Annotated in this window: 23 protein-coding genes; 11 read left to right on the forward strand and 12 right to left on the reverse strand. The window is 70.0% G+C overall.

Features of this window, described 5'->3' with window-relative positions:
* Positions 1–109 precede the first annotated feature (109 nt).
* Positions 110–1,171, reverse strand: coding sequence for a DUF2332 domain-containing protein (locus KCQ71_RS22735; RefSeq protein WP_223410732.1), 1,062 nt, complete (start codon positions 1,169–1,171; stop codon positions 110–112).
* A gap of 133 nt (positions 1,172–1,304) precedes the next feature.
* Here KCQ71_RS22735 and rpiB point away from each other — a divergent pair, with 133 nt between their 5' ends.
* Positions 1,305–1,760, forward strand: a complete 456-nt coding sequence (rpiB, locus tag KCQ71_RS22740; protein ID WP_223410734.1) for a ribose 5-phosphate isomerase B — start codon at positions 1,305–1,307, stop codon at positions 1,758–1,760.
* A gap of 9 nt (positions 1,761–1,769) precedes the next feature.
* Here the strand turns inward: rpiB and KCQ71_RS22745 are convergent, their stop codons facing one another.
* The gene (locus KCQ71_RS22745) at positions 1,770–2,213 is read right to left on the reverse strand and encodes a glutaredoxin family protein (RefSeq protein WP_223410736.1); all 444 of its coding nucleotides are present in this window, start codon (positions 2,211–2,213) and stop codon (positions 1,770–1,772) included.
* Between the two features lie 38 nt (positions 2,214–2,251).
* Here KCQ71_RS22745 and KCQ71_RS22750 point away from each other — a divergent pair, with 38 nt between their 5' ends.
* Complete coding sequence (locus KCQ71_RS22750) at positions 2,252–2,620, forward strand: nuclear transport factor 2 family protein (protein ID WP_223410738.1); 369 nt, start codon at positions 2,252–2,254, stop codon at positions 2,618–2,620.
* A gap of 25 nt (positions 2,621–2,645) precedes the next feature.
* Complete coding sequence (locus tag KCQ71_RS22755; RefSeq protein WP_223410739.1) at positions 2,646–3,680, forward strand: LacI family DNA-binding transcriptional regulator; 1,035 nt, start codon at positions 2,646–2,648, stop codon at positions 3,678–3,680.
* On the opposite strand, the gene KCQ71_RS22760 is transcribed toward KCQ71_RS22755, so the two are convergent.
* The 6 genes from KCQ71_RS22760 to KCQ71_RS22785 form a co-directional block, all read right to left on the reverse strand.
* Entirely contained in the window at positions 3,665–4,399 is a 735-nt protein-coding gene (locus KCQ71_RS22760; RefSeq protein ID WP_223410741.1) for an SDR family NAD(P)-dependent oxidoreductase, read from the reverse strand. The genes KCQ71_RS22755 and KCQ71_RS22760 overlap by 16 nt on opposite strands.
* Positions 4,396–5,178 (reverse strand): enoyl-CoA hydratase/isomerase family protein, encoded by a 783-nt coding sequence (locus KCQ71_RS22765; RefSeq protein WP_223410743.1) that lies wholly within the window; start codon positions 5,176–5,178, stop codon positions 4,396–4,398. The genes KCQ71_RS22760 and KCQ71_RS22765 overlap by 4 nt, the downstream gene beginning before the upstream one ends.
* A gap of 40 nt (positions 5,179–5,218) precedes the next feature.
* Complete coding sequence (locus tag KCQ71_RS22770) at positions 5,219–6,763, reverse strand: acyl CoA:acetate/3-ketoacid CoA transferase (protein ID WP_223410745.1); 1,545 nt, start codon at positions 6,761–6,763, stop codon at positions 5,219–5,221.
* A 265-nt stretch (positions 6,764–7,028) separates the two neighbouring features.
* Positions 7,029–8,456 (reverse strand): NAD-dependent succinate-semialdehyde dehydrogenase, encoded by a 1,428-nt coding sequence (locus KCQ71_RS22775; RefSeq protein WP_223410747.1) that lies wholly within the window; start codon positions 8,454–8,456, stop codon positions 7,029–7,031.
* A 14-nt stretch (positions 8,457–8,470) separates the two neighbouring features.
* Positions 8,471–9,694 (reverse strand): iron-containing alcohol dehydrogenase, encoded by a 1,224-nt coding sequence (locus tag KCQ71_RS22780; protein WP_223410749.1) that lies wholly within the window; start codon positions 9,692–9,694, stop codon positions 8,471–8,473.
* Entirely contained in the window at positions 9,691–10,731 is a 1,041-nt protein-coding gene (locus KCQ71_RS22785; RefSeq protein WP_223410752.1) for an Ldh family oxidoreductase, read from the reverse strand. Before KCQ71_RS22785 ends, KCQ71_RS22780 begins: the two co-directional genes overlap by 4 nt.
* A 57-nt stretch (positions 10,732–10,788) precedes the next feature.
* Here KCQ71_RS22785 and KCQ71_RS22790 point away from each other — a divergent pair, with 57 nt between their 5' ends.
* From KCQ71_RS22790 to KCQ71_RS22815, 6 genes are all read left to right on the forward strand, one after another.
* Entirely contained in the window at positions 10,789–11,559 is a 771-nt protein-coding gene (locus KCQ71_RS22790) for an IclR family transcriptional regulator (protein ID WP_223410753.1), read from the forward strand.
* 124 nt (positions 11,560–11,683) lie between these two features.
* The gene (locus KCQ71_RS22795) at positions 11,684–12,622 is read left to right on the forward strand and encodes a carbohydrate ABC transporter permease (protein WP_223410755.1); all 939 of its coding nucleotides are present in this window, start codon (positions 11,684–11,686) and stop codon (positions 12,620–12,622) included.
* A 121-nt stretch (positions 12,623–12,743) separates the two neighbouring features.
* On the forward strand, positions 12,744–13,532 hold the full coding sequence (locus KCQ71_RS22800; RefSeq protein ID WP_223410757.1) for a carbohydrate ABC transporter permease: 789 nt from the start codon (positions 12,744–12,746) through the stop codon (positions 13,530–13,532).
* Positions 13,533–13,543: 11 nt separating this feature from the next.
* The gene (locus KCQ71_RS22805; RefSeq protein ID WP_223410759.1) at positions 13,544–14,626 is read left to right on the forward strand and encodes a mandelate racemase/muconate lactonizing enzyme family protein; all 1,083 of its coding nucleotides are present in this window, start codon (positions 13,544–13,546) and stop codon (positions 14,624–14,626) included.
* Between the two features lie 105 nt (positions 14,627–14,731).
* Positions 14,732–16,057, forward strand: a complete 1,326-nt coding sequence (locus KCQ71_RS22810; protein ID WP_223410761.1) for an extracellular solute-binding protein — start codon at positions 14,732–14,734, stop codon at positions 16,055–16,057.
* A 2-nt stretch (positions 16,058–16,059) separates the two neighbouring features.
* Positions 16,060–17,109 (forward strand): mandelate racemase/muconate lactonizing enzyme family protein, encoded by a 1,050-nt coding sequence (locus KCQ71_RS22815; protein WP_223410763.1) that lies wholly within the window; start codon positions 16,060–16,062, stop codon positions 17,107–17,109.
* A 10-nt stretch (positions 17,110–17,119) separates the two neighbouring features.
* Here the strand turns inward: KCQ71_RS22815 and KCQ71_RS22820 are convergent, their stop codons facing one another.
* Positions 17,120–17,596 (reverse strand): anthrone oxygenase family protein, encoded by a 477-nt coding sequence (locus KCQ71_RS22820; protein WP_223410765.1) that lies wholly within the window; start codon positions 17,594–17,596, stop codon positions 17,120–17,122.
* Positions 17,596–18,447: an NAD(P)H-binding protein gene (locus tag KCQ71_RS22825; RefSeq protein WP_223410767.1), complete on the reverse strand. Its 852-nt coding sequence runs from the start codon at positions 18,445–18,447 to the stop codon at positions 17,596–17,598. Before KCQ71_RS22825 ends, KCQ71_RS22820 begins: the two co-directional genes overlap by 1 nt.
* Before the next feature lie 82 nt (positions 18,448–18,529).
* Between KCQ71_RS22825 and KCQ71_RS22830 the strand changes: the two genes are divergently transcribed.
* Positions 18,530–19,492, forward strand: coding sequence for an AraC family transcriptional regulator (locus tag KCQ71_RS22830; RefSeq protein ID WP_223410768.1), 963 nt, complete (start codon positions 18,530–18,532; stop codon positions 19,490–19,492).
* Between the two features lie 120 nt (positions 19,493–19,612).
* On the opposite strand, the gene KCQ71_RS22835 is transcribed toward KCQ71_RS22830, so the two are convergent.
* Positions 19,613–20,023, reverse strand: a complete 411-nt coding sequence (locus KCQ71_RS22835; protein ID WP_223410770.1) for a type II toxin-antitoxin system VapC family toxin — start codon at positions 20,021–20,023, stop codon at positions 19,613–19,615.
* Entirely contained in the window at positions 20,020–20,301 is a 282-nt protein-coding gene (locus KCQ71_RS22840; protein WP_223410772.1) for a type II toxin-antitoxin system Phd/YefM family antitoxin, read from the reverse strand. The genes KCQ71_RS22835 and KCQ71_RS22840 overlap by 4 nt, the downstream gene beginning before the upstream one ends.
* Before the next feature lie 135 nt (positions 20,302–20,436).
* Between KCQ71_RS22840 and KCQ71_RS22845 the strand changes: the two genes are divergently transcribed.
* Complete coding sequence (locus tag KCQ71_RS22845) at positions 20,437–21,456, forward strand: adenosine deaminase (RefSeq protein WP_223410774.1); 1,020 nt, start codon at positions 20,437–20,439, stop codon at positions 21,454–21,456.
* Positions 21,457–21,526 lie beyond the last annotated feature (70 nt).

A 21,526-nucleotide genomic window follows, 5' to 3' on the forward strand; every position in this document is an offset into this window, starting at 1 on the left:
CTCCATCGTTCCCGGAAGGCCGCCCGGCGAGTGAGGTTGTGGTCACCCGGAGCGTGCGTTCCTACGCTAGTCGTCACGGGCGGGTGGACCGAACGCTGCCGGGATCGCCTCAGTCCTCGGCGAGCCAGGAAAGCAGGCGTCCTCTCGACCAGCACCGGCCGAGTGCCTCGGAGTGCCGCCCCGCCCGGTCGAAGGTGGCCAGCCCGATGATGCTGTGGCCGGAGGCGGGACGGTCACCGAGCGTCGGGATCGTCGGGGCGACGCCGACGCCCTCCACGGACACCCAGGCCACCGGGCGGCCGGCGGCCGCCTCGTCGAGGGTGTCCAGGAAGTGCCGGCGGCCCTCGAGAGGCAACCGGGACAGCGCCCACGTGGAGGTGATGACCGGCGCCGCGTGCGCAGGCACCCGGGTGACGGCGTCCGGCAGCATCGCCGCTGCGGTCCCCGTGAGCAGCACCGGCGGCTCGCTCGCCGCGAGCGCCACCTCCGCGTCGAGCCGCGCCAACTGCTCGCGCTGGTCGGGTGCCACGCAGGCCCGCAGCCAGCGAAGGTCGTCCGGGTCGGTCACGTCCAGAGGGTCCCGGTCGATGCCCACCCGGGCGACGACCTCGGGCAGGCCGAGGTCCGGGAGTCGCCGATCGCCGACGACCGCGGCCGACTGTTGGACCGCAGAGTCCACGTCGCCGAGCGTCTGCCCGTTGCCGTAGGTCAGGCCGACCCGGTCGACGGTCAGATTGAGCCCGGCCGAACAGCTCACGTCGATCAGCCCGATCGCGCTCGCGCCGACCCGGTGTGCGGCGTAGGCGATCGCCGGATACAGCACCGTGGCCCGACCGGTCTCCTCGGCCCGCAACTGCCGGCTGGTGACGATGGCCACGACGGCGTCGGCCAGAGCGGTGAGCGTGTCGACGGCGGCAGTGGCGGCAGCGTCACCGTCGCCGGCCGCGTAGGCCTCGGCGAGTGCGGGGGCGCGGCCGGCGAGGGCGAGGTCGTGCAGTGCGGCGAGGACCAACGCAGGGCGCCGCTTGCGCGCCGGTGCCGCGTCGAGGGCGCGCAGCGCCGCGCTCGACTGACTCACGGCGACGGCGACCCGCCCGTTCAGTGGCGACGCCCCGCCGTCGTCCTCCGCGAAGCGCCGATACACCTCGGCGAGCGTGCTCGCGCTACCCACGCCCGCGCCGTCGTCCGCATTCGACGTCTGCCATCGGTGACGATCGTAGCCAGGTGTGCGCGAGCGCGGACAGCCGCCGGTGACTCCGCCGATCCCGGATAGGCTGGAGGCCGATCACGCCAGGAGGATATTCATGAAGATCGCCATCGGGTCCGACAGTTCGGGACACGGTTTGAAGGACGCCGTCGCCGCGCACTTGCGCGAGGGTGGCCACGAGGTCATCGACGTCGGGTGGGACGGTGCGGGTGAGGCGGAGTACTCCGCCCACTACGCCAAGCAGGTCGCGCACCTGATCCGCGATTCCGAGGCCGACCGCGGTGTCCTGATCTGCGGCACCGGAATCGGTATCTCGATCTCGGCGAACAAGGTCCGCGGCATCCGGGCGGCGGTGTGCTCCGAGCCGTTCACGGCCAAGCACACCCGCGAGCACAACGGTTCGCAGATCATCGCATTCGGTGCCTTCGTGGTGGCGCCGGAGATGGCGTTCGCGATCACCGACGCGTTCCTCGGCGCCGAGTTCAAGGGCGGCATCTACCAGGAGCGCTTCGAGATCATCGCCGGTATCGAGGCCGAGGAAGCCCGGGCCTGAGCGGCCCGGTCAGGCGCCGTCCGCGGCCGTCCCCGTGAGCCGGGCACGCAGCTGGACGGCGCTGGGGTTGCGCAGCACCTGATCGCCGATCAGTACCGTGGGCGTCAGCTCGTCGCCGTTGTTGAGTCGGCGGACCTCGGTGTTCGCCTGCGGGTCGGCCCACACGTTCACCCAGGTGATCCGGTCGTCGCCACGCAGTTCATGGAGCAGGCGCTCGCAGTAGACGCAGCCGGGCTTCCAGAACACGACCGCGCCGCCGGTGCCGAGGCGCTGCGCGGCGGCCCGCCACGGGGTGTGCCGTCCGCGTCGGGCGAGCAGCGCGACCAGGAGCAGCCCGGCCACCACCACGGCACCGATGAGCCAAGGGCTCCCGTCGCCCTGGATCAGCAGGACCAGAGCGACAAGGACGGGCAGGAGCCCGAGGATCAGCTGCTTGCGGCGCTCCGGAGCCATCGTTCGAGATTACTGCGACGGTGGCACAATCCAGGCCCATGAGCGCAATCGATCTACTGCGTCAGCTCGGCGACGTTCTCGACGGCCACCGCTGGGACGACTTGCCGGCACTGCTCCACCCGGCTTTCCGAGGCGACTACGTCCACACGGGAGAGCAGTTCGGTCGGGATGACTTCGTGCGGTTGAACGTCGAATACCCAGGATTCCAGAGGTTTCGGTGGGAGGACCTCGTCGACGGTGGCGATCGGGCGGCGGGCCGCGCCCTGGTGACGGGAGCCGCCGATGGGCAGGAGCAACGCTTCGGTGTGGCGACCTTCATCACCGTGCGCGACGGCCTGATCGCGGAACTGACCGAGGTGTGGACCGACGTCGAGCAGACACCGCCGAGTGACCGCCGACCCGTCTGACCGCCCGCCGCGACACAATGGCTCCATGACCGACGCCGACGCCGACGCCGCAGGCCCTGCGACCGTCCGGTCCGTTGCCAGGGCCGCCGGCGTCTCGGTCGCCACGGTCAGCCGGGTGATGGCGGGCACCGGCGTGGTCAGCCCCGCGCGCACCGAGCGGGTCCTGGCGGCCGCGCGCGACCTCGGCTACCGACCGGACCCGATCGCGAGGAGCCTGGCCACGGGTACGTCACGCCGGGTCGCGGTGGTGGTCCCGAACCTGTCCAACCCGTACTTCTACGACATCATCCGCGGGATCGGCCGGGCCAGCGCCGCCGACGGCTACACCATGACCGTCGCGGACTCGATGGAGGACGCCGCCGCCGAGCGGGCCCTCGCCACCGACATGCTCCAACAGGCGGACGCGCTGGTGCTCGTCGCGCCGCGCTCCGACCGGACGGCGCTCGAGGTGTTGCAGCGGTCGCGCCGGCCGGTCCTGATGCTGCTCGGCCCCCGGTCGGAGAGCGAGCTGCCGGATCTCAGCGTCGACAACCTCGGCGGGATGACCGCGCTCTACCGGCATCTCGCGGACATCGGCCACCGCCGCGTGGTCTACCTGTCGGGACCGCCCGGGGCGTGGCAGAACCTGCGCCGGCTCGAGGCGGCGCGCCGCGCCGAAGGGTTCGGCGTGCAGGTCACGGTTCTCGAGGCCGGCGGCACCATCGCGGCTGGGCACGACGCGGCTGATGCCGCCCTCGAACACGGCCCGACGGCGATCGCGTGCTTCAACGATCTCGTCGCCTTCGGGGTGCTGCACCGGCTCACCGAGCGTGGTCTCGGCGTCCCGACCGACATCTCGCTCACCGGGTTCGACGACATCGATTTCAGCGCCTATTCCTCGCCGGCCCTCACCACGGTCCGCACGCCGCGCGAGCGGCTGGGCAGCGAGGGCTGGCGCACGCTGCGCCGGATGATCGACGGCGAGAGCGTCGACCCGGCGCCGCCCGAGCTGGCCGCCGAGCTCGTGGTCCGTGACTCGACCGGGCCCGTTCCGAGCGACGCCGTTCAGGCCAGCGCGTAGCCGCCGTCGACGGGCAGCGTGTGCCCGGTGACGAAGCCGGCCGCCGGGGAGAGCAGGAACAGCTCCGGGCCGCTCACGTCCGCCGGCGCGCCCAGCCGCTTCATCGGGGTGCGACCCACGATGCGCTCGTGGTTGGCAGGGTCGGCGAGCATCTGGGCCGTCATCTCGGTGCGGATGTACCCCGGTGCGATCGCGTTCAGCCGGATGCCCTCCTCGCCCAGTTCGACGGCGAGGCCCGCGATGAGCTGGGACAGCGCCGCCTTGACCGAGCCGTAGGGCACGATCCCGGCCAGCACGCGCTCCGCCGACATCGAGGACATCGCCAGGACCGACCCCGGGCGGGTGCGGTCCCCGGTGCGCAGCGCCTCGTGCAGCGCGCGCACGGTCCGGTAGAACGAGGACAGGTTGATGTCGACCAGCCTCGCCCAGTCCTCCTCGGCGATCTCGATGCCTGGGGTGCGGACCTGGATGCCGGCGGCGGTGACCAGGTGGGACAGCCCGCGCCCGTCGAGCCAGTCGACGACCTGGCTGGGAAAGTCGGCCGCCGCGACGTCGGCGACGAGGCCGCCGGCCCCTACGGCGTCGGCGATCGCGAGCACGGCGGGGGAGCGGTCGACGAACAGCACCCGGGCGCCGGCGCCGGACAGCGCCGTCGCGATGTCCCGGCCGATGCCGCTCGCGGCCCCGGTGACGACGGCGGTCTGGTCGGTGAACGTCACTTCGCCGCCTCCCGGGCTGCGGCGCGCTCCGCCTTGGCCGCGTAGAACGCGTCCATCCGCTCGGTGAACTCGGCCCCCTGGAGGGTCTCCTCGCTCAGTTCGTTCAGCGCCGCCTCGCTCGCGGCCAGCCCGTCGTCGAGCAGCTCGCGGTTGAGCCAGCGCTTCGATCGGGCCAGCGCGTCCGGCGCCGCCGCGCGGACGCCGTTCAGCACTCGCTCGAGCGTGTCGTCCAGTTCCTCCTGCCCGACGGCGTAGGTCGCCAGGCCGAGGTCCCTCGCCTCCTGGTGGCCGAGGGTGTCCCCGGCGAGCGCCAGCCGGGCGCCGAGGCGCCGGCTCGACGCCGCGGGCATGGCGCCGAAGTAGACCGTCGCCCACACCCCGATGTTCGCCTCCGGCAGCGCGAACGTGGCGCTCTCGCCGGCGATGACGATGTCGCTCCAGGTGACGAGCTCGACCCCGCCGCCCAGCGCGGCGCCCTCGACGACGGCGATCACGGGCAGCGGCGAGGCAGCGATCGCATGGAAGGTGGGCAGCATGCCGGTGACGAAGTAGTCCTTGGCGGCCTGGACGCCGTCGAGCGCATTCATCGCATCGATGTCGTTGCCCGCGCAGAAGGACCGCTCGTCGCCGCGCAGCACGATCGCGCGCTGGGCCGGGTCCTGCTGCGCCGCTCGGACCGCCGCACCGAGGGACTGCCAGGCGGCGAGGTCCATCGAGTTGCGCTTGTGCGGCCGGTCGAAGGTGATGACGGTGTGGTCCGGGTGGACGTGGACGGGCACGAGGGCTCCTTCGGGAATGGCGGGCGGGGAAGAGGTGGAGTCAGGGCAGCGGCAGCGCGGCCGCTACCGGTGCGAACACCTCGGCAGCCATCGGCCTGATCTCGCCGACGACGGGCCGGAAGTCGAGGTGGGCGAGGATGTCGCGCTCGACGTCGATGCCGGGTGCGACCTCGGTCAGCGCGAGCCCGGCCGGGGTGAGCTCGAAGACACACCGCTCGGTGACGTAGAGCGCGCGGCGTCCCTCCCGGGCGGCGAACGGCCCAGCGTAGGTCACCTGCTCGACCTCGGAAACGAACTTGGCGACCGCACCCTCGGAGTCGATGACGAGCCGCCCGTCCTCGAGGTGGACACGTAGACCCTTGGCGCGGAACGCCCCGCAGAACACGGCGGTGCGGGCGTTCTGGCTGATGTCGACGAACCCGCCGGGGCCCATCACCTTCCCGCCGAACGAGGAGACGTTGACGTTCCCGCGGGCGTCCACCTGGGCCATGCCCAGGCACGTGACGTCGATGATGCCGCCGGCGAAGATGTCGAACTGCACCGCCGAGCTCACCCGTGCCGACGGGCCCCGGGACATGCCGAAGAGGTCGCCGAGCTCCGGTTCGCCCCCGTACAGGCCCTGCTCCACGGCGAGCTGGACGGTGTCAAGGCGCCCCTGCTCGCGCAGCACCTTGGCCACGTCGGCGCTCATCCCGAAGCCGAGGTTGAGCACGTCGCCCGCGTGGACCTCCAGGGCAGCGCGCCGCGCGACAACGGCGCGGATGGGGTCAGTGATCGGGTCGGTGACCGACTCCTCGGCCGGCACCGGGCTGAACAGGGCGGGGTCCTCCTCGGTGAGGTAGGTCTGCATCTGGGCCGGCTCGACGACGACGTAGTCCACGAGCGCCGACGGCAGCAGCACCCGGCGCGGGTCGAGGCGGCCGGCGATGCGCCGCTTCACCTGGACGATGACCTTGCCGCCGCAGCCGCGCGCGGCCTGTGCCGCCTCGAGGGCGTCGAGGATGGCGGGCTCGGCGTCGGCGCCGATGTTTCCGAGCTCGTCGACCTCGGTGCCCCGCACCAGGGCGATGTCCACATGCAGCGGCCGGTACCGCAGGTACTCCTGGCCGTCGAGCTCGAGGACCTCCACGAGTTCCTCGCGGGCTTGGGAATTGGCTCGGCCGCCCTGGTTGCGGGGGTCGGCGAACGTGTGCAGCCCGGTCCGTGTGATGTATCCCGGTCGCCGCGCACCGGACTCACGGAACAGGTGGGTGATGACCCCGGCCGGCAGCACGTAGGCCTCGATCTTGTTCTCGGACGCCAGCGCCATCATCGCGGGGGACCAGGTCCAGTGCCCGCCGATGACCCGCGTCGTCATGCCTTCGTGGGCGAAGCCGTTCACGCCGCGCTTGTCGCGGTCACCCACCCCGAGGGCGTGGACCAGACGGAGACCGCGAGGGGTGCCGTCGGTGAGGAACCGGCGCTCGACGGCGGCGATCACCGCGGTGGGCTCGAGCTGGCCACCACCGTTTGCGGCCAGCGCCACGGTGTGGCCGTCCTGAACGTGTTGGGCGGCTTCGTCGGCAGAGACGATCTGGACGGGCATCGCGGGCACCTCTCGCTCGGTTTCACCACTTGTAACCGGTTACAAATCGGAAGTCAAGCGGATGGCCCGACCGCGCGGAGCGGTTCAGCGGTCCGTGAGGCCCGTCGGAGGGTGCGGTGACGCCCCGAGCGAACGGAGCAGGTCCACGACGGGATCCCACCGGGTGGGCCGGTCCGTCATGGACGTGAGTGACTCATGGAGTTCACGGGCTCGGGCGACCAGGTCTGCCTCCCGTCCGGAGCAGGGAGCGGGCGGCCGAGCGAGGTCAGGCGGGCGACCCGATGTACTTCTCCTCGAGAAACTCCTCGATCCCCTCCGCGCTTCCCTCCCGGCCGAGCCCCGACTGCTTCATGCCACCGAAGGGTGCGGCCGGGTCGCTGAGCACGGCACGGTTCACGCCGACCATGCCGGCGTCGATGGCCAGCGCGACCGTCATGGCGTCACCGGGTGGACCGTAGACGTACGCGATCAGCCCGTAGATGGTGTCGTTGGCCATCCGGATCGCGTCGGCCGGGTCGTCGAAGCCGATCAGCGTGATGACCGGGCCGAAGATCTCGGTGCGGGTGATCTCGCTGCCGTGGGTGACGTCGGCGAGGACCGTCGGCGGATAGAACGCGCCCGCACCTCTCGCGGTACCGCCGAGCACGACTCGGGCTCCGCCGTCGACCGCGGCGTCGACAAGCGCGGCGACCTTGTCCCGCTCGGTCACCGAGACCAGGGCGCCCAGGTCGTTGTCCGGGTCGTGACCCGGCCCCGTCCGAACGCGGGACATGGCCGCCGTCAGTTCGGTCGAGAACTCCTCGAGCACGCTGGTGTGTACGTAGAACCGGTTCGCTGCCGTGCAGGCGGAGCCGCCGTTGCGCATCTTCGCGACCATCGCTCCGGCCACGGAGTCCGCGACGTCGGCGCCCTCGAGCACGACGAACGGTGCGTTCCCGCCGAGCTCCATGGAGGAGCTGATCACGTTGTCGGCCGCCTCGTGCAGAAGGAGCCGGCCCACCTCGGTCGAGCCGGTGAAGGACAGTTTGCGCACCGCCGGATGGTGCAGCATCGCTCGCACGGCCGGTGCGGTGGGCGCCGGAGTCACCAGGTTGACGACGCCCGACGGCGCGCCCGCCCGCTCGAGGACGCCGATCACGTAGGCCGCGGTCAGCGGCGTCTCGGAAGCGGGCTTCAGCACCACGGTGCAGCCGGCGGCGAGGGCCGGGGCGATCTTCCGGGTGGCCATCGCAGCCGGGAAGTTCCACGGCGTGATCAGCACGCTGACACCGATGGCCTGGCGGGTGACGGTGATGCGCTTGTCCCCGGCCGGGGACAGCCGGAAGTCCCCACCGATTCGGACCGCCTCCTCGGCGAACCAGCGGAAGAACTCCCGTGCGTAGCGTGCCTCCGCCAGTGCGTCGGCGTGGGCCTTGCCGTTCTCGCTGACGATGATGTCGGTCATCGTCTGCTCCTCCGCTGCCAGGATCTCGTAGCAGCGCCGCAGCAGTTCCGACCGCTCGCGTGGCGGGGTGGCGGACCACGCCGGGAGCGCGCGCTCCGACGCGGCGACGGCGTCGAGGCAGTCGCTCTCGGTGGCGACCGCGAACGTGGTCAGCTCGGAGCCGTCGGCCGGGTCGATGACCGGGAAGCGCCGCTCATCCGCCCCGGGTCGCCACGCGCCATCGATGAAGAGATCGTTCAGGTAGGTCATGGGTCCTCTCCCGCTCAGATGTGGTCGCCGCGCCAGGCGGCCGTGACGATGCCGGGGATCCGTTCGATCGGCCGGGCGGCCGCCACGTTCCCCGCGAGCCTGCTGATGCCTGCCGCCCGTGCCGAGATGTCCGGAAGGTCCTCGGCACGAACTCCGAGCTCCGCGAGGCTCGCCGGAATCCCGATGTCGGCGACGATCTGTTCGATCCGGCGGATCGCACCGAGCGCCCGGTCGGAGCCGGTCTCGGAGACGCCGAGGAGTGTCCCGATCCGACGCAGCGCGGGGTCGATGTCCGGGCGACACCCACGCAGCACGTGCGGCAGCAGCAAACCGGTGCCGAGGCCGTGCGGCGTCTTGGTGAGGGCCCCGATCGGGTACTGGATCGCGTGGGACAGGTGGGTTCCGGCGCTCCCGAAGGCCATCCCGGCCAGCAGGCTGCCATAGGCCATCTCGGTTCTCGCGGCGTCATCATCGGGGTCCGTGACCGCGCGGACCAGATTCGCCGCGATGACGGTGATCGCCTCCTCGGCGAGCAGGCCTGCCAGTCGGTTCTGACCCACGAACACCGGCAACTGGTCGGTCCACTCGGGGGCCCTGACCGCCGCGGTGTAGGACTCGATCGCGTGCACGAACGCGTCGACGCCGGCGTGGGCTGTGACCGCCGCCGGCGCACCGTGGGTCAGGGTCGGGTCGACGACGGCGAACCGCGGGATCAGATGCGGGCTCGAGATCCCGACCTTGAGGTCCCGGCCCGGATCCGAGACGACGGCCACCGGCGTGACCTCCGATCCCGTGCCTGCCGTGGTCGGCACGGCGATCACCGGGGTGATCGGCCCCGGGACCGCGTTCTCGCCGTAGTAGTCGCTGAGCCGACCACCGTGACTGCGCAGCAGTGCCACCAGCTTCGCCAGATCGAGCGCGCTGCCTCCCCCGAAGCCGATGATCAGTTCGGGACCCCAGACCGAGGCCGCGTCCGCGGCACGCTGCACCGAGTCGACCGGGAGCTCGGGCTCCACCTCGGTCCAGACCTGCAGGACCGCTCCGGAGTCCCGCAATTCCTCGCAGGTCCGTTCGAACTGCGGCGTCTCGGCCAGGAACGGGTCGCAGCACACGAACACCCGCCGGCCGAGTTCCCGCGCGAGGGGCGCGATCGCCGACGCGGCGCCGTTCCCGAAGTGGATCCTGGTCGGCAGCCGGAGCAGCCCGAACCCGTCGGAGTGTGACCGGGTGTGTGTCATCCGCTGTGCTCCTCAAGGAGTTGTTCGACCTCTCGCCAGACGTGGGGGTTGACCGGGATGCCGTTGGCCAGTCGCTCGGCCCGGGTCGCCCTCGCCCGATCGCCCGGCACCGTGACCGGGTCCGGGCCGGTCCCGCTGGCGCGGACGTCGTGGAGATAGGCCTCCACGAGGCTGAGGTGGGGGACTCGTCCGATGCGGTCGAGTGAGATCGCGACGAAGACGTCGCCCTTCGTGGCGACGTGTTCGACGTCCAGCGTGCCCTGCTTCTGAGGGCCGAACGCCGTCCCGGTGACCGTGCCCACGAGTACTTCCAGGGCGATTCCGAGGGCGTATCCCTTGGGGCCGCCGAACGGCGAGAGGGCTCCGTCGGAGGCCTCGACGGGATCCGTGACCGGTCTGCCATGACGATCGACCGCCCAGCCGAGTGGGATCGGCTGCGAGGTTGCGGCGTGATCGAGGACCTTGCCCATCGAGACCGCCGCCGTCGACATGTCGAGGACGAGCGGCTCGCTCTCGGTCGGCACCGCGATGCCCACCGGGTTGGTGCCGAGCATCGGGCGGGCGCTGCCCCAGGGATGCACGAGCGCTTCACTGGTCGTCAGGGCGATGCCGATCTGGCCGGCCGCGGCGATGCGCTCCACGTACGGCGCGAGCATGCCCATGTGATTCGCGTTGTGCACCGCGGCCAGGGCGATGCCACTCTCGCCGGCGCGGCGGGTGATCGCCTCGATGGCCACCCCCGCCACTACGGGGCCGAAGCCGCGATCGCCGTCGACGCTCAGGAAGGCGTCGCTGATCCAGGTCGCGCGTGGCGTGACACCGGTCCGGATGAGCCCGTTGCGCATGCGGCCGACCAGCACGGCGAGCCGCCGCACCCCGTGCGAGGGGTGGCCGCGCAGATCCCCCTCGACGAGCACGTCCGCCTGTTGAGCGGCGTCGGCGAGGGTGGCACCCTCGCCGACAAGGATCTGGACCACGGCGTCGTGCAGACGATCTGCGCTCACGGCCACGTCGGTGCCGACGCTGTTCGTCGTCATAGGTATCCTCCTCGGTCACGTCTGGACCGATGATGACCATCACGGAAGGAAGCGGCTATGACCCGTCCCGAACAGCAGGACGCAAGCTCTTCGCTCATCAAGGGCTTGTCCCTGCTCAACCTCTTCTCGGTGACCGACTTCGAGATCAGCATCAGCGAGATGGCGCGGACGTCGGGGATCCCGAAGTCCACGGCTCATCGGCTGGTGACCGACCTCGTGGAATGGGGCGCCCTCGAGCGCGGCAGGAACGGATACCGGCTCGGGGTGCGCATGTTCGAGCTCGGGCATCTGGTGCCCGCCCAGCGGACCCTGCGAGAGGTGGCGCTCCCGTATGCGCACAACCTCAACGAGGTCACCGGCCTGACCTGCAACCTGGCCGTCCGGGACAAGCACGAGATCATCTACCTCGAGAAGATCTCCCGCCGTGACCTGTTGGTTCCGCACTCGCGCCTCGGGGGTCGGCTGCCGCTGCACTGCACCGGGCTCGGCAAGGCGATCCTCGGCTTCAGCGACCACGACTTCGTGGAGTCGGTGTTGAGCGCACCCCTGACGAGGCTCTCGCCCAAGACCATCACCGACCCCACCGCTCTGCGGCGAGAGTTGGCGAGGGTGCGGGAGACCAAGGTCGCCTACGACGTCGAGGAGTCGCAGCCCGGCCTGTTCTGTGTGGCAACGCCGATCTTCGGGATGGGCAATCACCTGGTCGGAGCCATCTCGGTGACCGGTGCGACCGCGTTGTCCCAGGCCCAGCGCTACGCATCCGCGGTCCGGATGACGGCGATGGCGATCTCCCGCGTGCTGGGATCGCGGCCCGGTCGTCCGGCATAGCGGGACGACCGCTTGATGCCTCTCGCCTTCCGCGCGATCGTCGGAGCCCATCGGGACGAGGACGTAGCCCGATGTCCGACGGTCGTACCCCCGGCCGCGGACCTCTCGAGGGAGATGAGGGCGAGTGGCGAACACGCAGGTCTCGGCATCCGCGGCGGATGTCTCGCCGACCAGGAGCCGCAAGGAGAAACCGCGGCGCCAGAATCTCGCGGGCTGGATGTTCGTCGGTCCGGTGATCTTCGGAGTGCTCGCGTTCCAGATCGTTCCGGTCATCGCCTCGCTCGGCGTTTCGATGACGAACTGGACCGGGCTGAACGAGCCGGACTTCCTCGGTCTGGGGAACTTCGTCGCGTTGTTCACGACCGATACCCGCTTCTACTCGACGCTGCTGAACACGGCGATCTTCACCGTCGCGATGGTGGTCCTCTCGATCGCGATCGGACTCGCCCTGGCGGTCCTGTGCAATCAGCGGATCCGCGGCGTCGGCGTGTTCAGGACCCTCTACTACTCCCCGGCGATCACCAATGTCGTGGCCATCGGATTCGTCTGGTTCTGGCTGTATGAGCCGAACAACGGTCTGATCAACTCGGTCCTGCGCGGCGTGGGGATCACTGGTCCGGCGTGGCTCTCCGACCCGAGTACGGCCCTGATCGCGGTGATCATCGTGGCGCTCTGGCAGGGCGTCGGTTACCCGATGGTGATCCTGCTCGCCGGACTGCAGTCCATCGACAAGTCGCTCCTGGAGGCCGCAACAGTCGACGGCGCCTCCAACTGGCGTCGATTCTGGCGAGTCACCTTCCCGCTGCTGACCCCGAGCATCTTCTTCCTGACGATCATGCAGTTCATCTCGTCGTTCCAGGTGTTCGGCATCATCTACGTGATGACGTCCGGCGGGCCGAACAACGCGACGTCGGTCCTGATCTTCGAGATCTATCAGGTGGCTTTCGCGCAGGGACGCCTGGGCTATGCCTCGGCGATGGGCTGGGTGCTGTTCCTGATCGTCGGCCTCGTGACTGTCTTCCAATGGAAGATGGAGAAGCGGTGGGTGCACTATGACAACTGAACGCGTCGTGGCCCGAGCGCCACAGGGACGGGCGGTGAGTTCCGCCGGCGCAGTCGAGGACCCTCGGGCAGCACCTGCCCGACGGCGTCGGCCGCGCGGCATCGGACGGCGGACCGCGGTCATGATCACGCTGATCGTTCTCGCGGGTGTCTTCGCGATGCCGCTGCTGTGGATGGTGAGCGCTTCGCTGAAGCCGGAGAACGAGGTGCTTGCCTCGCCGCCCACGTTCATCCCGTCCGTCTTCCAGTGGGAGAACTACACGGCTGCTGCGGACGGTCTCCTGCCGTTCTTCCTGAACAGCGTCAAGCTCGCGGTGCTCAACGTGACGGGACTGCTCTTCTTCGCGTCGCTGGCCGGGTACGGGTTCGCTCGCCTGAACTTCGTGGGAAAGAACATCGCGTTCGCACTGCTGTTGGCGACGGCGATGATTCCGAGCATGGTGTACCTGATTCCGCAGTACATGCTCTTCCGGGAGATCGGCTGGATCGACACACATTTCCCACTCTGGGTCCCCAATGTGCTGACACCGGTGTTCGGGACATTCCTGCTGCGGCAGTCGTTCCGTGGTGTGCCGCGGGAACTGGAGGAGGCAGCGAAGCTGGACGGAGCGTCCATATTCGGGACGTTCTGGCGGATCATGCTGCCCCAGGTCAAGCCCGCCCTGGCCGCCGTCGGAGCGCTCACCTTCATGGCGTCCTGGAACGACCTGTTCGGGCCGTTGATCTTCCTGAACTCCACCCGGCTGCAGACCATGCCCATCGCACTCGTGCTCTTCCAGGGTGAGTTCTTCACTCAGACGAATCTCATGATGGCGGCGGCCACGCTCACGATCATTCCGCCGCTCATCCTCTTCTTCCTCGCCCAACGGTATTTCGTTCAGGGCATCACCATGTCAGGTCTGAAAGGTTAGGTCGCCGATTCATGCGCATCACACAGGTCGAGTCCATCATCCTGCTCGAGCAGTTCCATATCGTGAAGGTCCACACCGACGAAGGGCTCATCGGGATCGGTGAGATCAGCCCGATGAATGCGGCGGTTACGCACGCGATCGTCGAGCACGCCCTGGCACCGTTGCTCGTGGGCGAGGACCCAGGGGACATCGAGCGGCTCTGGCGCCGGATGTACACCAAGCCCTACAAGCTCGGACCGATGGGTGCCCAGCTCGAGGCGATCGCCGGCATCGACATCGCGCTCTGGGATCTGCTCGGCAAGGCCGCGAACCTACCGGTCTACGCGCTCACCGGCGGCAAGTACCGCAACGGCATGAAGGTCTATGCGAGCTCGATGTCACGCAGCATGAGTCCGCAGGAGGAGGCCGAGCGGGCGGTCTCGTTCCAGGAGCAGGGCTATCACGGCTACAAGATCCACTCCTCCACCCCGTGGATGCATGACGACGGCTTCGACCAGACGATCGCCACGGTCGCCGCGGTCCGCGCCGCGGTCGGCGACGACTTCCCGATCCTCGTGGACGTCAACAACGCCTACTACGAGCACACCGCGATCCGGATCGCCCGCGAACTCGAGGCCTACGGCGTCTGGCACTTCGAGGAACCGCTCGCAGCGCACGACTACGCCGCCTACGCCCGGCTGGCGGACGCCGTCGACATCCCCATCGCGGCGGGCGAGCAGGAGTACACGAGCTGGCAGTTCCGCGACCTGATCACCCAGGGCAGGGTCGACATCCTGCAGCCCGACGTCATCAAGTGCGGCGGCATCACCGAGTTCCGCAAGATCGCCGTACTCGCGGACGTCCACACCAAGCCGATCACGGTGCACAACACCCAGCAGACGATCGGCACCTCGGCACACGCGCACCTGTGGGTGAGCACGCCCTCGTGCGTGTACCCGCAGGAGTACAACATCGAGCACAACCCGGTGCTCGACGACGTCCCGATCTGGACCAACCCCCTCCTCCCGGTCGATGGCGTCATCACCCCGTGGGACCTGCCCGGTCTCGGGGTCGAACTCGACGAGGACGCCGTGGCGCGGTTGCGCAGCAACTGACGGCGAACCTCCATTCGGAGCACCGCGTCGCGGTGACTCCGGCTCACCGGCCGGCTCATCGGCCGGGCCATCAACACGGCTCAGCACACAGGACAGGACGAACCAATGACGGTAGATCAGGTCTCACGACGATCGTTGCTCAAGACCCTGGGAGTGGCCTCCGGCGCCGCCCTCATCGGCGCACCTCTCGCCGGCTGTGGAGGCGGTGCCGGCGGCTCCGGGTCGGGGTCGGGCGGAACCTTCGCCTTCATGAGCTGGGACGCGACCTCCGACACGCAGCTGTACCAGGTCGCACAGAACTGGGCGGAACAGGCGTCCCGGGAGATCGACGTGCAGTCGGTGCCTGGCGGTAGCGACTACGAGACGAAACTCCGCACGGTGCTCTCGTCGGGCGCCCACCCGGACGTCATCCGCATCAACGACGACTTCGTGCAGGCGTACTACAGCGAGGGCTCGCTGCTCGACCTCACCCCCTACCTCGAGCAGGACTCGATCGACGCGGACGACTTCTACCCCGTGGCGTTCAACTTCGCCAAGCAGGCCGACGGCGCCCACGCGGCCTGGCCGATCATGACGAACCCGGGGGTCATCTACTGCAACGTGGACGCCTTCGAGGAGGCGGGCGTACCGCTCCCGCCGACGGACTGGGACGCCGACGGGTGGACCTGGGACGACTTCCTGGATGCCGCGACGAAACTCACCAAGCCGGGCGGCGAACGGTGGGGCGCGCTGCTCTTCCACGACACCGCACTGGAGACCGTCTGGCCCATCAACAACGGCACCACCGGCATCTACTCCGAGGACGCCCAGTCGTTCACCCTCGCCGACGAGGGCAGCACGGACGCGCTCCAATGGGTCGCCGACCTGGCGCTCGTGCACGGCGTCCACCCGGACTTCGGCACGGTCAGCACCGGGAAGTCCACCCCGAACTGGGCCCAGTCCCTGTTCGGGACCGGGCAGGTCGCGATGCTCCTCGGGCTCACCAGCGCGATCCCCTACCTCCGCGAGAACGCGGAGGTGAACTGGGACATCTTCCCGCCGCCGCAGCAGGCGACCCGGCAGACCGTGAACACCATGACGGTCCTGGCCGTGCCGTCCGAGTCACCGGACCCCGACGCCGCCTGGGACTTCCTGAAGTACTGCGTCGGTCCCGAGGCCGCCGAGATCTTCGCCGAGTCGCGTGGTTTCGTGCCCGTGGCCACCAGTTCCGCCGAGCTGTTCGTCGCCGACGATCAGGCACCCCAGAACCTGGCGATGGTCAGCCAGGCCCTGGCGAACGCCGTCAACGAGAACTTCGGTCTGTACATCGAGCGGGCCCGCACGGTCTACCGGCCCGTCCTGGATGAGATCTGGAGCGGTCGCCAGACCGCCGCCGACGCGCTCGGTGGGATCCGCGCCGAGGTCGAGGCGATCCTGGCCGGGCAGGGTTGAGCATGAAGATCACCAGGGTCACCGTCCAGGTCACCTCCGAGCCCAAGCAGCACGCGATCCGGGACGCGATCCAACTCCTGGACCGCAACGGGCGCTGCGACGTGACGGTCGAGACGGACGCCGGCATCAGCGGCACCAGCAGCACCTACTTCGGACGCGTCGCCAGCTCACCCGCGCTGCTCGGCGCCCTGGTCACCGAGCAGCTCGGCCCGGCGATCATCGGCCAGGACGCCACCATGATCCGGCACATCCGCGATCTGCTCAGGACCCTGACCGACTACCAGGGCACGGCGGGCCTGTCCACCTTCGGGATCTCCGCGATCGATCAGGCACTCTGGGACCTGCTCGGCAAATCGCTCGGGGTGCCGGTCTGGAAACTGCTGGGTGCCCAGCGGGACGCGATCCCCACCTACGCCATGGTCGGGTGGCTCGAGTTGGACGTCCCGCAGTTGCAGGACGTCTGCGCGAGGGCCATGGAACAGGGCTTCCAGGGCGTGAAGATGAAGGTGGGCGGGGGCCCGCTCGCCGAGGATCTCGAGCGGATCGGCGCCGTCCGGGCGGTGATCGGCGACGGGGTCCCGCTGATGGTCGACGCCAACCAGGCGTTCGATCTCGCCGAGGCGATCCGGCGCGGACGCGCGTACACGGACCTCGGGTGCCGGTGGTTCGAGGAGCCGCTGCGAGCCGCGGACACGGCCGCGCACATCCGGCTCGCCGAGAAGCTGGACATCCCGATCGCCACCGGGGAGAACCGCTACGGGCAGGAGCAGTTCCGGGACCTGTTCGTCGGGGGCGGCGTCGGGGTGGTCCAGCCGGACCTGCGCCGGGCCGGCGGACTCACCGACTGCTACGAGATCGGGCTGATGGCGGCCGGGTTCGGTATCCCGTACGCCTCGCACGGCGGCGGCGCGCACATCCACGTCCTCGCCGCGCTACCGAACACGATCTACGTCGAGAGCGGGCTCCTGCCTCCGGACGGGTCGGTCACCCTGACCGACGGCTGCTACCCGCTGCCCACCGAGCCCGGGCTGTCCTCCTGGAGCGCGCACTGAGCGGTACCGGTCAACCGACCACCAGCGCCACGACCAGACAGGCGAGCGCCGCCGTCGACGTGGCGGTGCGCAGGTGGTTCCACCGCACCCACCTCGCCTCGAAGGCGGTCCGCACACCGGCCGGGTCGGCCGGTGTGGGGCCGGCCCGGTCGATGGCGTTGTTCAGCGGGATGTTCGCCCGGCCGGTGGTGATCAGGCAGGCCAGGTAGAGCACGACGGCGGCAGCGATCCACGGCACGGCGGCGGACGAGGCGTCACCGACCAGGTGGGCGACCAGCGCGAGCACGGACAGCACGATCGCCCCGCCGAACGCGAGTGCGAACCTCGGGTTCAGGATCGCGGTGTTGATGTGGTGCATCACCTCGACGAACGCCGCGTCACGCGCACGTGCCAGCCCGGGCATCACGGCCACGGAGAAGGCGTAGAACAGCCCCGCCGCGAGGCCCATCGCGACCGTGGCCGCCGCGAGGCTGAGGGTCGCCAGCATCAGCGCACCGGCGTGGGCACACTGTCCCACGCGCCGCTCGCGGCGGCCTCGCGCGCCCAGTCGGAGAAGTCCCGGGCCGGGCGTCCGAGCACCTGCTGGACGCCGTCGGCCGGGATCGAGTTGCGGCCGTCGAGGACCTCGGTGAACAGGTACATGAACAGGTCCACGAGCTCGGGCGGGGTGCCCTCGGCCGCGAGCCCGGCGCGGAACTCCTCGGCCGAGATCTCCTGGTGATGCACCTCGAGGCCGCTCGCGGCCGAGATCTCCGCCATCGCCTCCGCGAACGTGAGCGAGCGCGGGCCGGAGAGCTCGTACACCCTGCCGGCGTGGCCGTCCTGGGTGAGCACGGTCGCGGCCACGTCGGCGATGTCCTCGACGTCGGTGAACGGTTCCGGCTCGCCCGGCCCGGGCGCCGCGAACACGCCGCTGAGCACGGCCGGCAGCAGGAAGCTCTCGCTGAAGTTCTGGTTGAACCAGCTCGCGCGCAGGATCGTCCAGTCCGCGCCCGAGGCGCGCACGCGCTGTTCGGCCTGCTCGGCCGCGGTCTCCCCGCGGCCGGAGAGCAGCACCAGGCGGCGCGCACCGGCGGCGACGGCCTGCTCGGCGAAGGCGCCGATCACGTCGTCGGCGCCGGGCAGGGCAAGGTCGGGCACGTAGGCGATGTAGACGGCGCTCACGCCGTCGAGGGCGTCGGCCCAGGTGGACGGGTCCTCCCAGTCGAACGGCGGCTCGGCCGATCGGGAACCGAGGAGAACGGGATGCCCGACGGCGGTGAGCCGCTTGGCGACTCGGCTGCCGGTCTTGCCGGTGGCGCCGAGGACGAGGGTCAGGTCGTTCGTGTTGGTGGTCATGGCTCCACTCAACAGGGGCCGACTGAGACGATCCATAGTTCAGGCTCTTGATTTCATACGCATTCGTCCACACACTGGTGTGGTGGATGCACTCACCGGACTCCTCGACGGCCCTCGTGCGCGCGGCGCGTTCCTGATGCGGTCGCTGATGGCCCCGCCGTGGGCGATCCGGATCCGGGACGAGGCGCCGCTGACAGTTGTGGTGATGGCCAAGGGCACCACGTGGATCCGTCCGGACGCGGGCGAGCCGGTCCGGTTGACGGCGGGGGATCTGGCCCTGGTGCGCGGCCCGGACCCGTACACCGTGGCGGAGCCGCCGGACGCGCCGATCGGGGTCTATATCAATCCGGGCCAGCACTGCACCGCCCCCGACGGGCGGTCCCTCGAGGAGGAGATGTGCCTCGGCGTGCGCACCTGGGGCAACGATGCCGACGCCGCCACCGAGGTCATCACCGGTGCGTACGGCGTGGAGGGTGAGGTGAGCCGGCGCCTGCTCGACGTGCTGCCCACCGTGATCGTCATCCCGGCCGGGGATCCGGCAGCGCCCACCACGCTGGTGCGGCTCATCCGCGAGGAGATCGTCAAGGACGACGTCGGTCAGGACGTGGTGCTCGACCGGATGCTCGACCTGCTCCTGATCGCGGTGCTGCGGAACTGGCTGGGCCGCCCGGAAGCGCAGCCGCCCGCCTGGTACTCGGCGAGCGCGGATCCGATGGTCGGGCACGCCCTGCGCCTGCTCCACAACAACCCGGGCCACCCCTGGACCGTTGCCGGACTGGCCGCCGAGTGCGGCGTCTCGAGGGCTGCATTCGCCCGCCGGTTCACCCAGCTCGTCGGACAGGCACCGATGGCCTACCTCACCGACTGGCGGCTGACGATGGCGGCGGACCTCCTCCGCGAGCCGGACGCCACCGTGGCTTCCGTCTCCCGGCAGGTCGGCTACGCGAGCTCGTTCGCGTTCAGTTCCGCGTTCAAGCGGGTGCGCGGAGTGAGCCCGCAGCGGCACCGCAGCGGCGCCGCGCTCGCCGCAGTCGGGACCGACTGAAGCCCGACGGCGGACCTCGCCTGCCGCAGTCGGGCGGTAGGTCTGCGTGTGGCCTTCGTCAGGATCCGGGGTTTGAGCCCTGAACGGGACTCCACCGCTCTGGTAGGAGGGCCAGCTCGCTCACGGCATAGGTACTGCGCCGGGTGCGATGACGTCGAGCCCTGCGGACCTGACTGCCTCGCCGAGCCTGTGATCGTAGGTGAGGACGCCCGAGGCGTCGAGCCGGATGGCGGCCTCGAGGTGCAGCGCGTCGAGGGTGCGCAGGTATGGCATGGGAAGGAAGCCGGCACTGCGATAGACAGCCCGGTCGAGGGCCGCGAGCGCGACGCCGTCCAGGAGGCGAGTCACATCGGCCTGGTCAAGACCCTCCCGCACCGCAACGCGTCGCAACTCGGTTTCGAGCAGATCGCTGGAGACCAACATGGCCTGGGTCTGGTCGAGCCAGCGCAGCAGCGCAGCGCTCTCGGGCTGATCGATCAGCAGGGCGCCGAGCGCAGAAGTGTCGACATAGACGATCGAACCCGAGGTCACAGCCGATCTCCGCGCAGATCGTCAAGGGTCGCGGCAAGACCCGCCTTGGTGGACTTGCGCTCGATTGCCAGCGCAGCCCATCCACCCTCACGGCGCGCCGGACGAGTTATCGGCAGTGCGGGAGCGGGGGCATCCACGGGCACGATTCGACCGACGGGCACGCCACTGTTGGTCAGGACGAAGGAGTGACCTTCACTCACGGCACGGAGCACCCGCCCGGACTCATTGCGCAACTCGCGCTGCGACAATGTCTCGATCGGGGGGTCGCTCGAACTCATGCGCATAGCGTAGCACTCGTGCTACGGATCGTCGCCTCTGGCCCTCCGGGTGTGCGGCGCCCGGTGAGCGCGGCTGCCTGGGGACATGACTGAATCATGCGCATCGGCGTGGCACCCGGTGAGAGGATGCGGCAGATGAGCGACTCTCCGACGTGGCTGCCCACGCCACCCTGCGCCGAGCTGCACCTGCACATCGAGGGCACCCTCGAACCGGACCTGGTGTTCGCGCTCGCGGAGCGCAATGGGATCGACCTGCCGGATCCGGACGTGGCCGCGCTGCGGGCCCGGTACGCGTTCACGGACCTGCAGTCCTTCCTCGACCTCTACTACGAGAACATGGCGGTGCTGCGCACGCCCGGCGATTTCGCGGAGATGACGCGGGCCTATCTGACCCGAGCGAGGGCGGCCGGGGTGCGGCACGCCGAGATCATGTTCGACCCGCAGGCCCACCTGGCCCGGGGCGTGCCGCTGACGACCAGCGTGGAGGGCATCGCGTCCGTCCTGCGCACGAGCGAGGCCGAGTTCGGGATCTCCACCGGACTGATCGCCGCGTTCCTTCGGGACCGGCCGGCGAGCGAGGCGCTCGAGGTCCTCGAGGACCTGCTCGCGATGGAGGCGCCGATCATCGGCATCGGCCTCGACTCCGCCGAGGTGGGGAACCCGCCGTCGGGCTTCACCGCGGTCTACGACCGCGCCCGCCGGGCCGGCCTGCACCTGGTGGCGCACGCGGGGGAGGAGGGACCGCCGTCGTACATCGCCGGGGCCCTCGGCGACCTCGGCGTCGAGCGGATCGACCACGGGATCCGGTGCCTCGACGACCCGGCTCTGGTGGCCCGGCTGGCCGCAGAGCAGATCCCGCTGACCGTCTGCCCGCTGTCCAACGTGCGGCTGCGGGCGGTGCCCTCCCTCGCCGAGCACCCGCTGCGGCGGCTGATCGAGGCCGGGGTGATCGTGACGATCAACTCCGACGATCCGGCCTACTTCGGCGGTTACGTGGACGACAACCTGCACGCGGTGCGGGAGGTCCACAAGCTGACCGACGACGAGCTGGCCACGCTCGCGGCGAACTCGTTCCGGGCATCCTTCCTCGACGACGAACGGCGGGACGCGCTGCTCGCAGAGGTGGAGGCTTGGCGAACTCGGAACGTCTACTAGCTGTCACCAGCCTGGTGCTTCCATCGCGGGGTGTGAGCCGCGTCTTCGACGCAATAGTCGACACCTGAGC

It is taken from the genome of Occultella gossypii, assembly GCF_019947135.1.
Lineage (GTDB): Bacteria > Actinomycetota > Actinomycetes > Actinomycetales > Beutenbergiaceae > Occultella > Occultella gossypii.

Excerpts from the sequence above, each read along its gene's own strand:
- rpiB (WP_223410734.1), top strand. The coding sequence starts at position 1,305 with ATGAAGATCGCCATCGGGTCCGACAGTTCGGGACACGGTTTGAAGGAC.
- KCQ71_RS22745 (WP_223410736.1), bottom strand. The coding sequence starts at position 2,213 with ATGGCTCCGGAGCGCCGCAAGCAGCTGATCCTCGGGCTCCTGCCCGTC.
- KCQ71_RS22750 (WP_223410738.1), top strand. The coding sequence starts at position 2,252 with ATGAGCGCAATCGATCTACTGCGTCAGCTCGGCGACGTTCTCGACGGC.
- KCQ71_RS22755 (WP_223410739.1), top strand. The coding sequence starts at position 2,646 with ATGACCGACGCCGACGCCGACGCCGCAGGCCCTGCGACCGTCCGGTCC.
- KCQ71_RS22770 (WP_223410745.1), bottom strand. The coding sequence starts at position 6,763 with ATGCCCGTCCAGATCGTCTCTGCCGACGAAGCCGCCCAACACGTTCAG.
- KCQ71_RS22775 (WP_223410747.1), bottom strand. The coding sequence starts at position 8,456 with ATGACCTACCTGAACGATCTCTTCATCGATGGCGCGTGGCGACCCGGG.
- KCQ71_RS22780 (WP_223410749.1), bottom strand. The coding sequence starts at position 9,694 with ATGACACACACCCGGTCACACTCCGACGGGTTCGGGCTGCTCCGGCTG.
- KCQ71_RS22785 (WP_223410752.1), bottom strand. The coding sequence starts at position 10,731 with ATGACGACGAACAGCGTCGGCACCGACGTGGCCGTGAGCGCAGATCGT.
- KCQ71_RS22790 (WP_223410753.1), top strand. The coding sequence starts at position 10,789 with ATGACCCGTCCCGAACAGCAGGACGCAAGCTCTTCGCTCATCAAGGGC.
- KCQ71_RS22800 (WP_223410757.1), top strand. The coding sequence starts at position 12,744 with ATGATCACGCTGATCGTTCTCGCGGGTGTCTTCGCGATGCCGCTGCTG.
- KCQ71_RS22805 (WP_223410759.1), top strand. The coding sequence starts at position 13,544 with ATGCGCATCACACAGGTCGAGTCCATCATCCTGCTCGAGCAGTTCCAT.
- KCQ71_RS22810 (WP_223410761.1), top strand. The coding sequence starts at position 14,732 with ATGACGGTAGATCAGGTCTCACGACGATCGTTGCTCAAGACCCTGGGA.
- KCQ71_RS22815 (WP_223410763.1), top strand. The coding sequence starts at position 16,060 with ATGAAGATCACCAGGGTCACCGTCCAGGTCACCTCCGAGCCCAAGCAG.
- KCQ71_RS22820 (WP_223410765.1), bottom strand. The coding sequence starts at position 17,596 with ATGCTGGCGACCCTCAGCCTCGCGGCGGCCACGGTCGCGATGGGCCTC.
- KCQ71_RS22825 (WP_223410767.1), bottom strand. The coding sequence starts at position 18,447 with ATGACCACCAACACGAACGACCTGACCCTCGTCCTCGGCGCCACCGGC.
- KCQ71_RS22840 (WP_223410772.1), bottom strand. The coding sequence starts at position 20,301 with ATGAGTTCGAGCGACCCCCCGATCGAGACATTGTCGCAGCGCGAGTTG.
- KCQ71_RS22845 (WP_223410774.1), top strand. The coding sequence starts at position 20,437 with ATGAGCGACTCTCCGACGTGGCTGCCCACGCCACCCTGCGCCGAGCTG.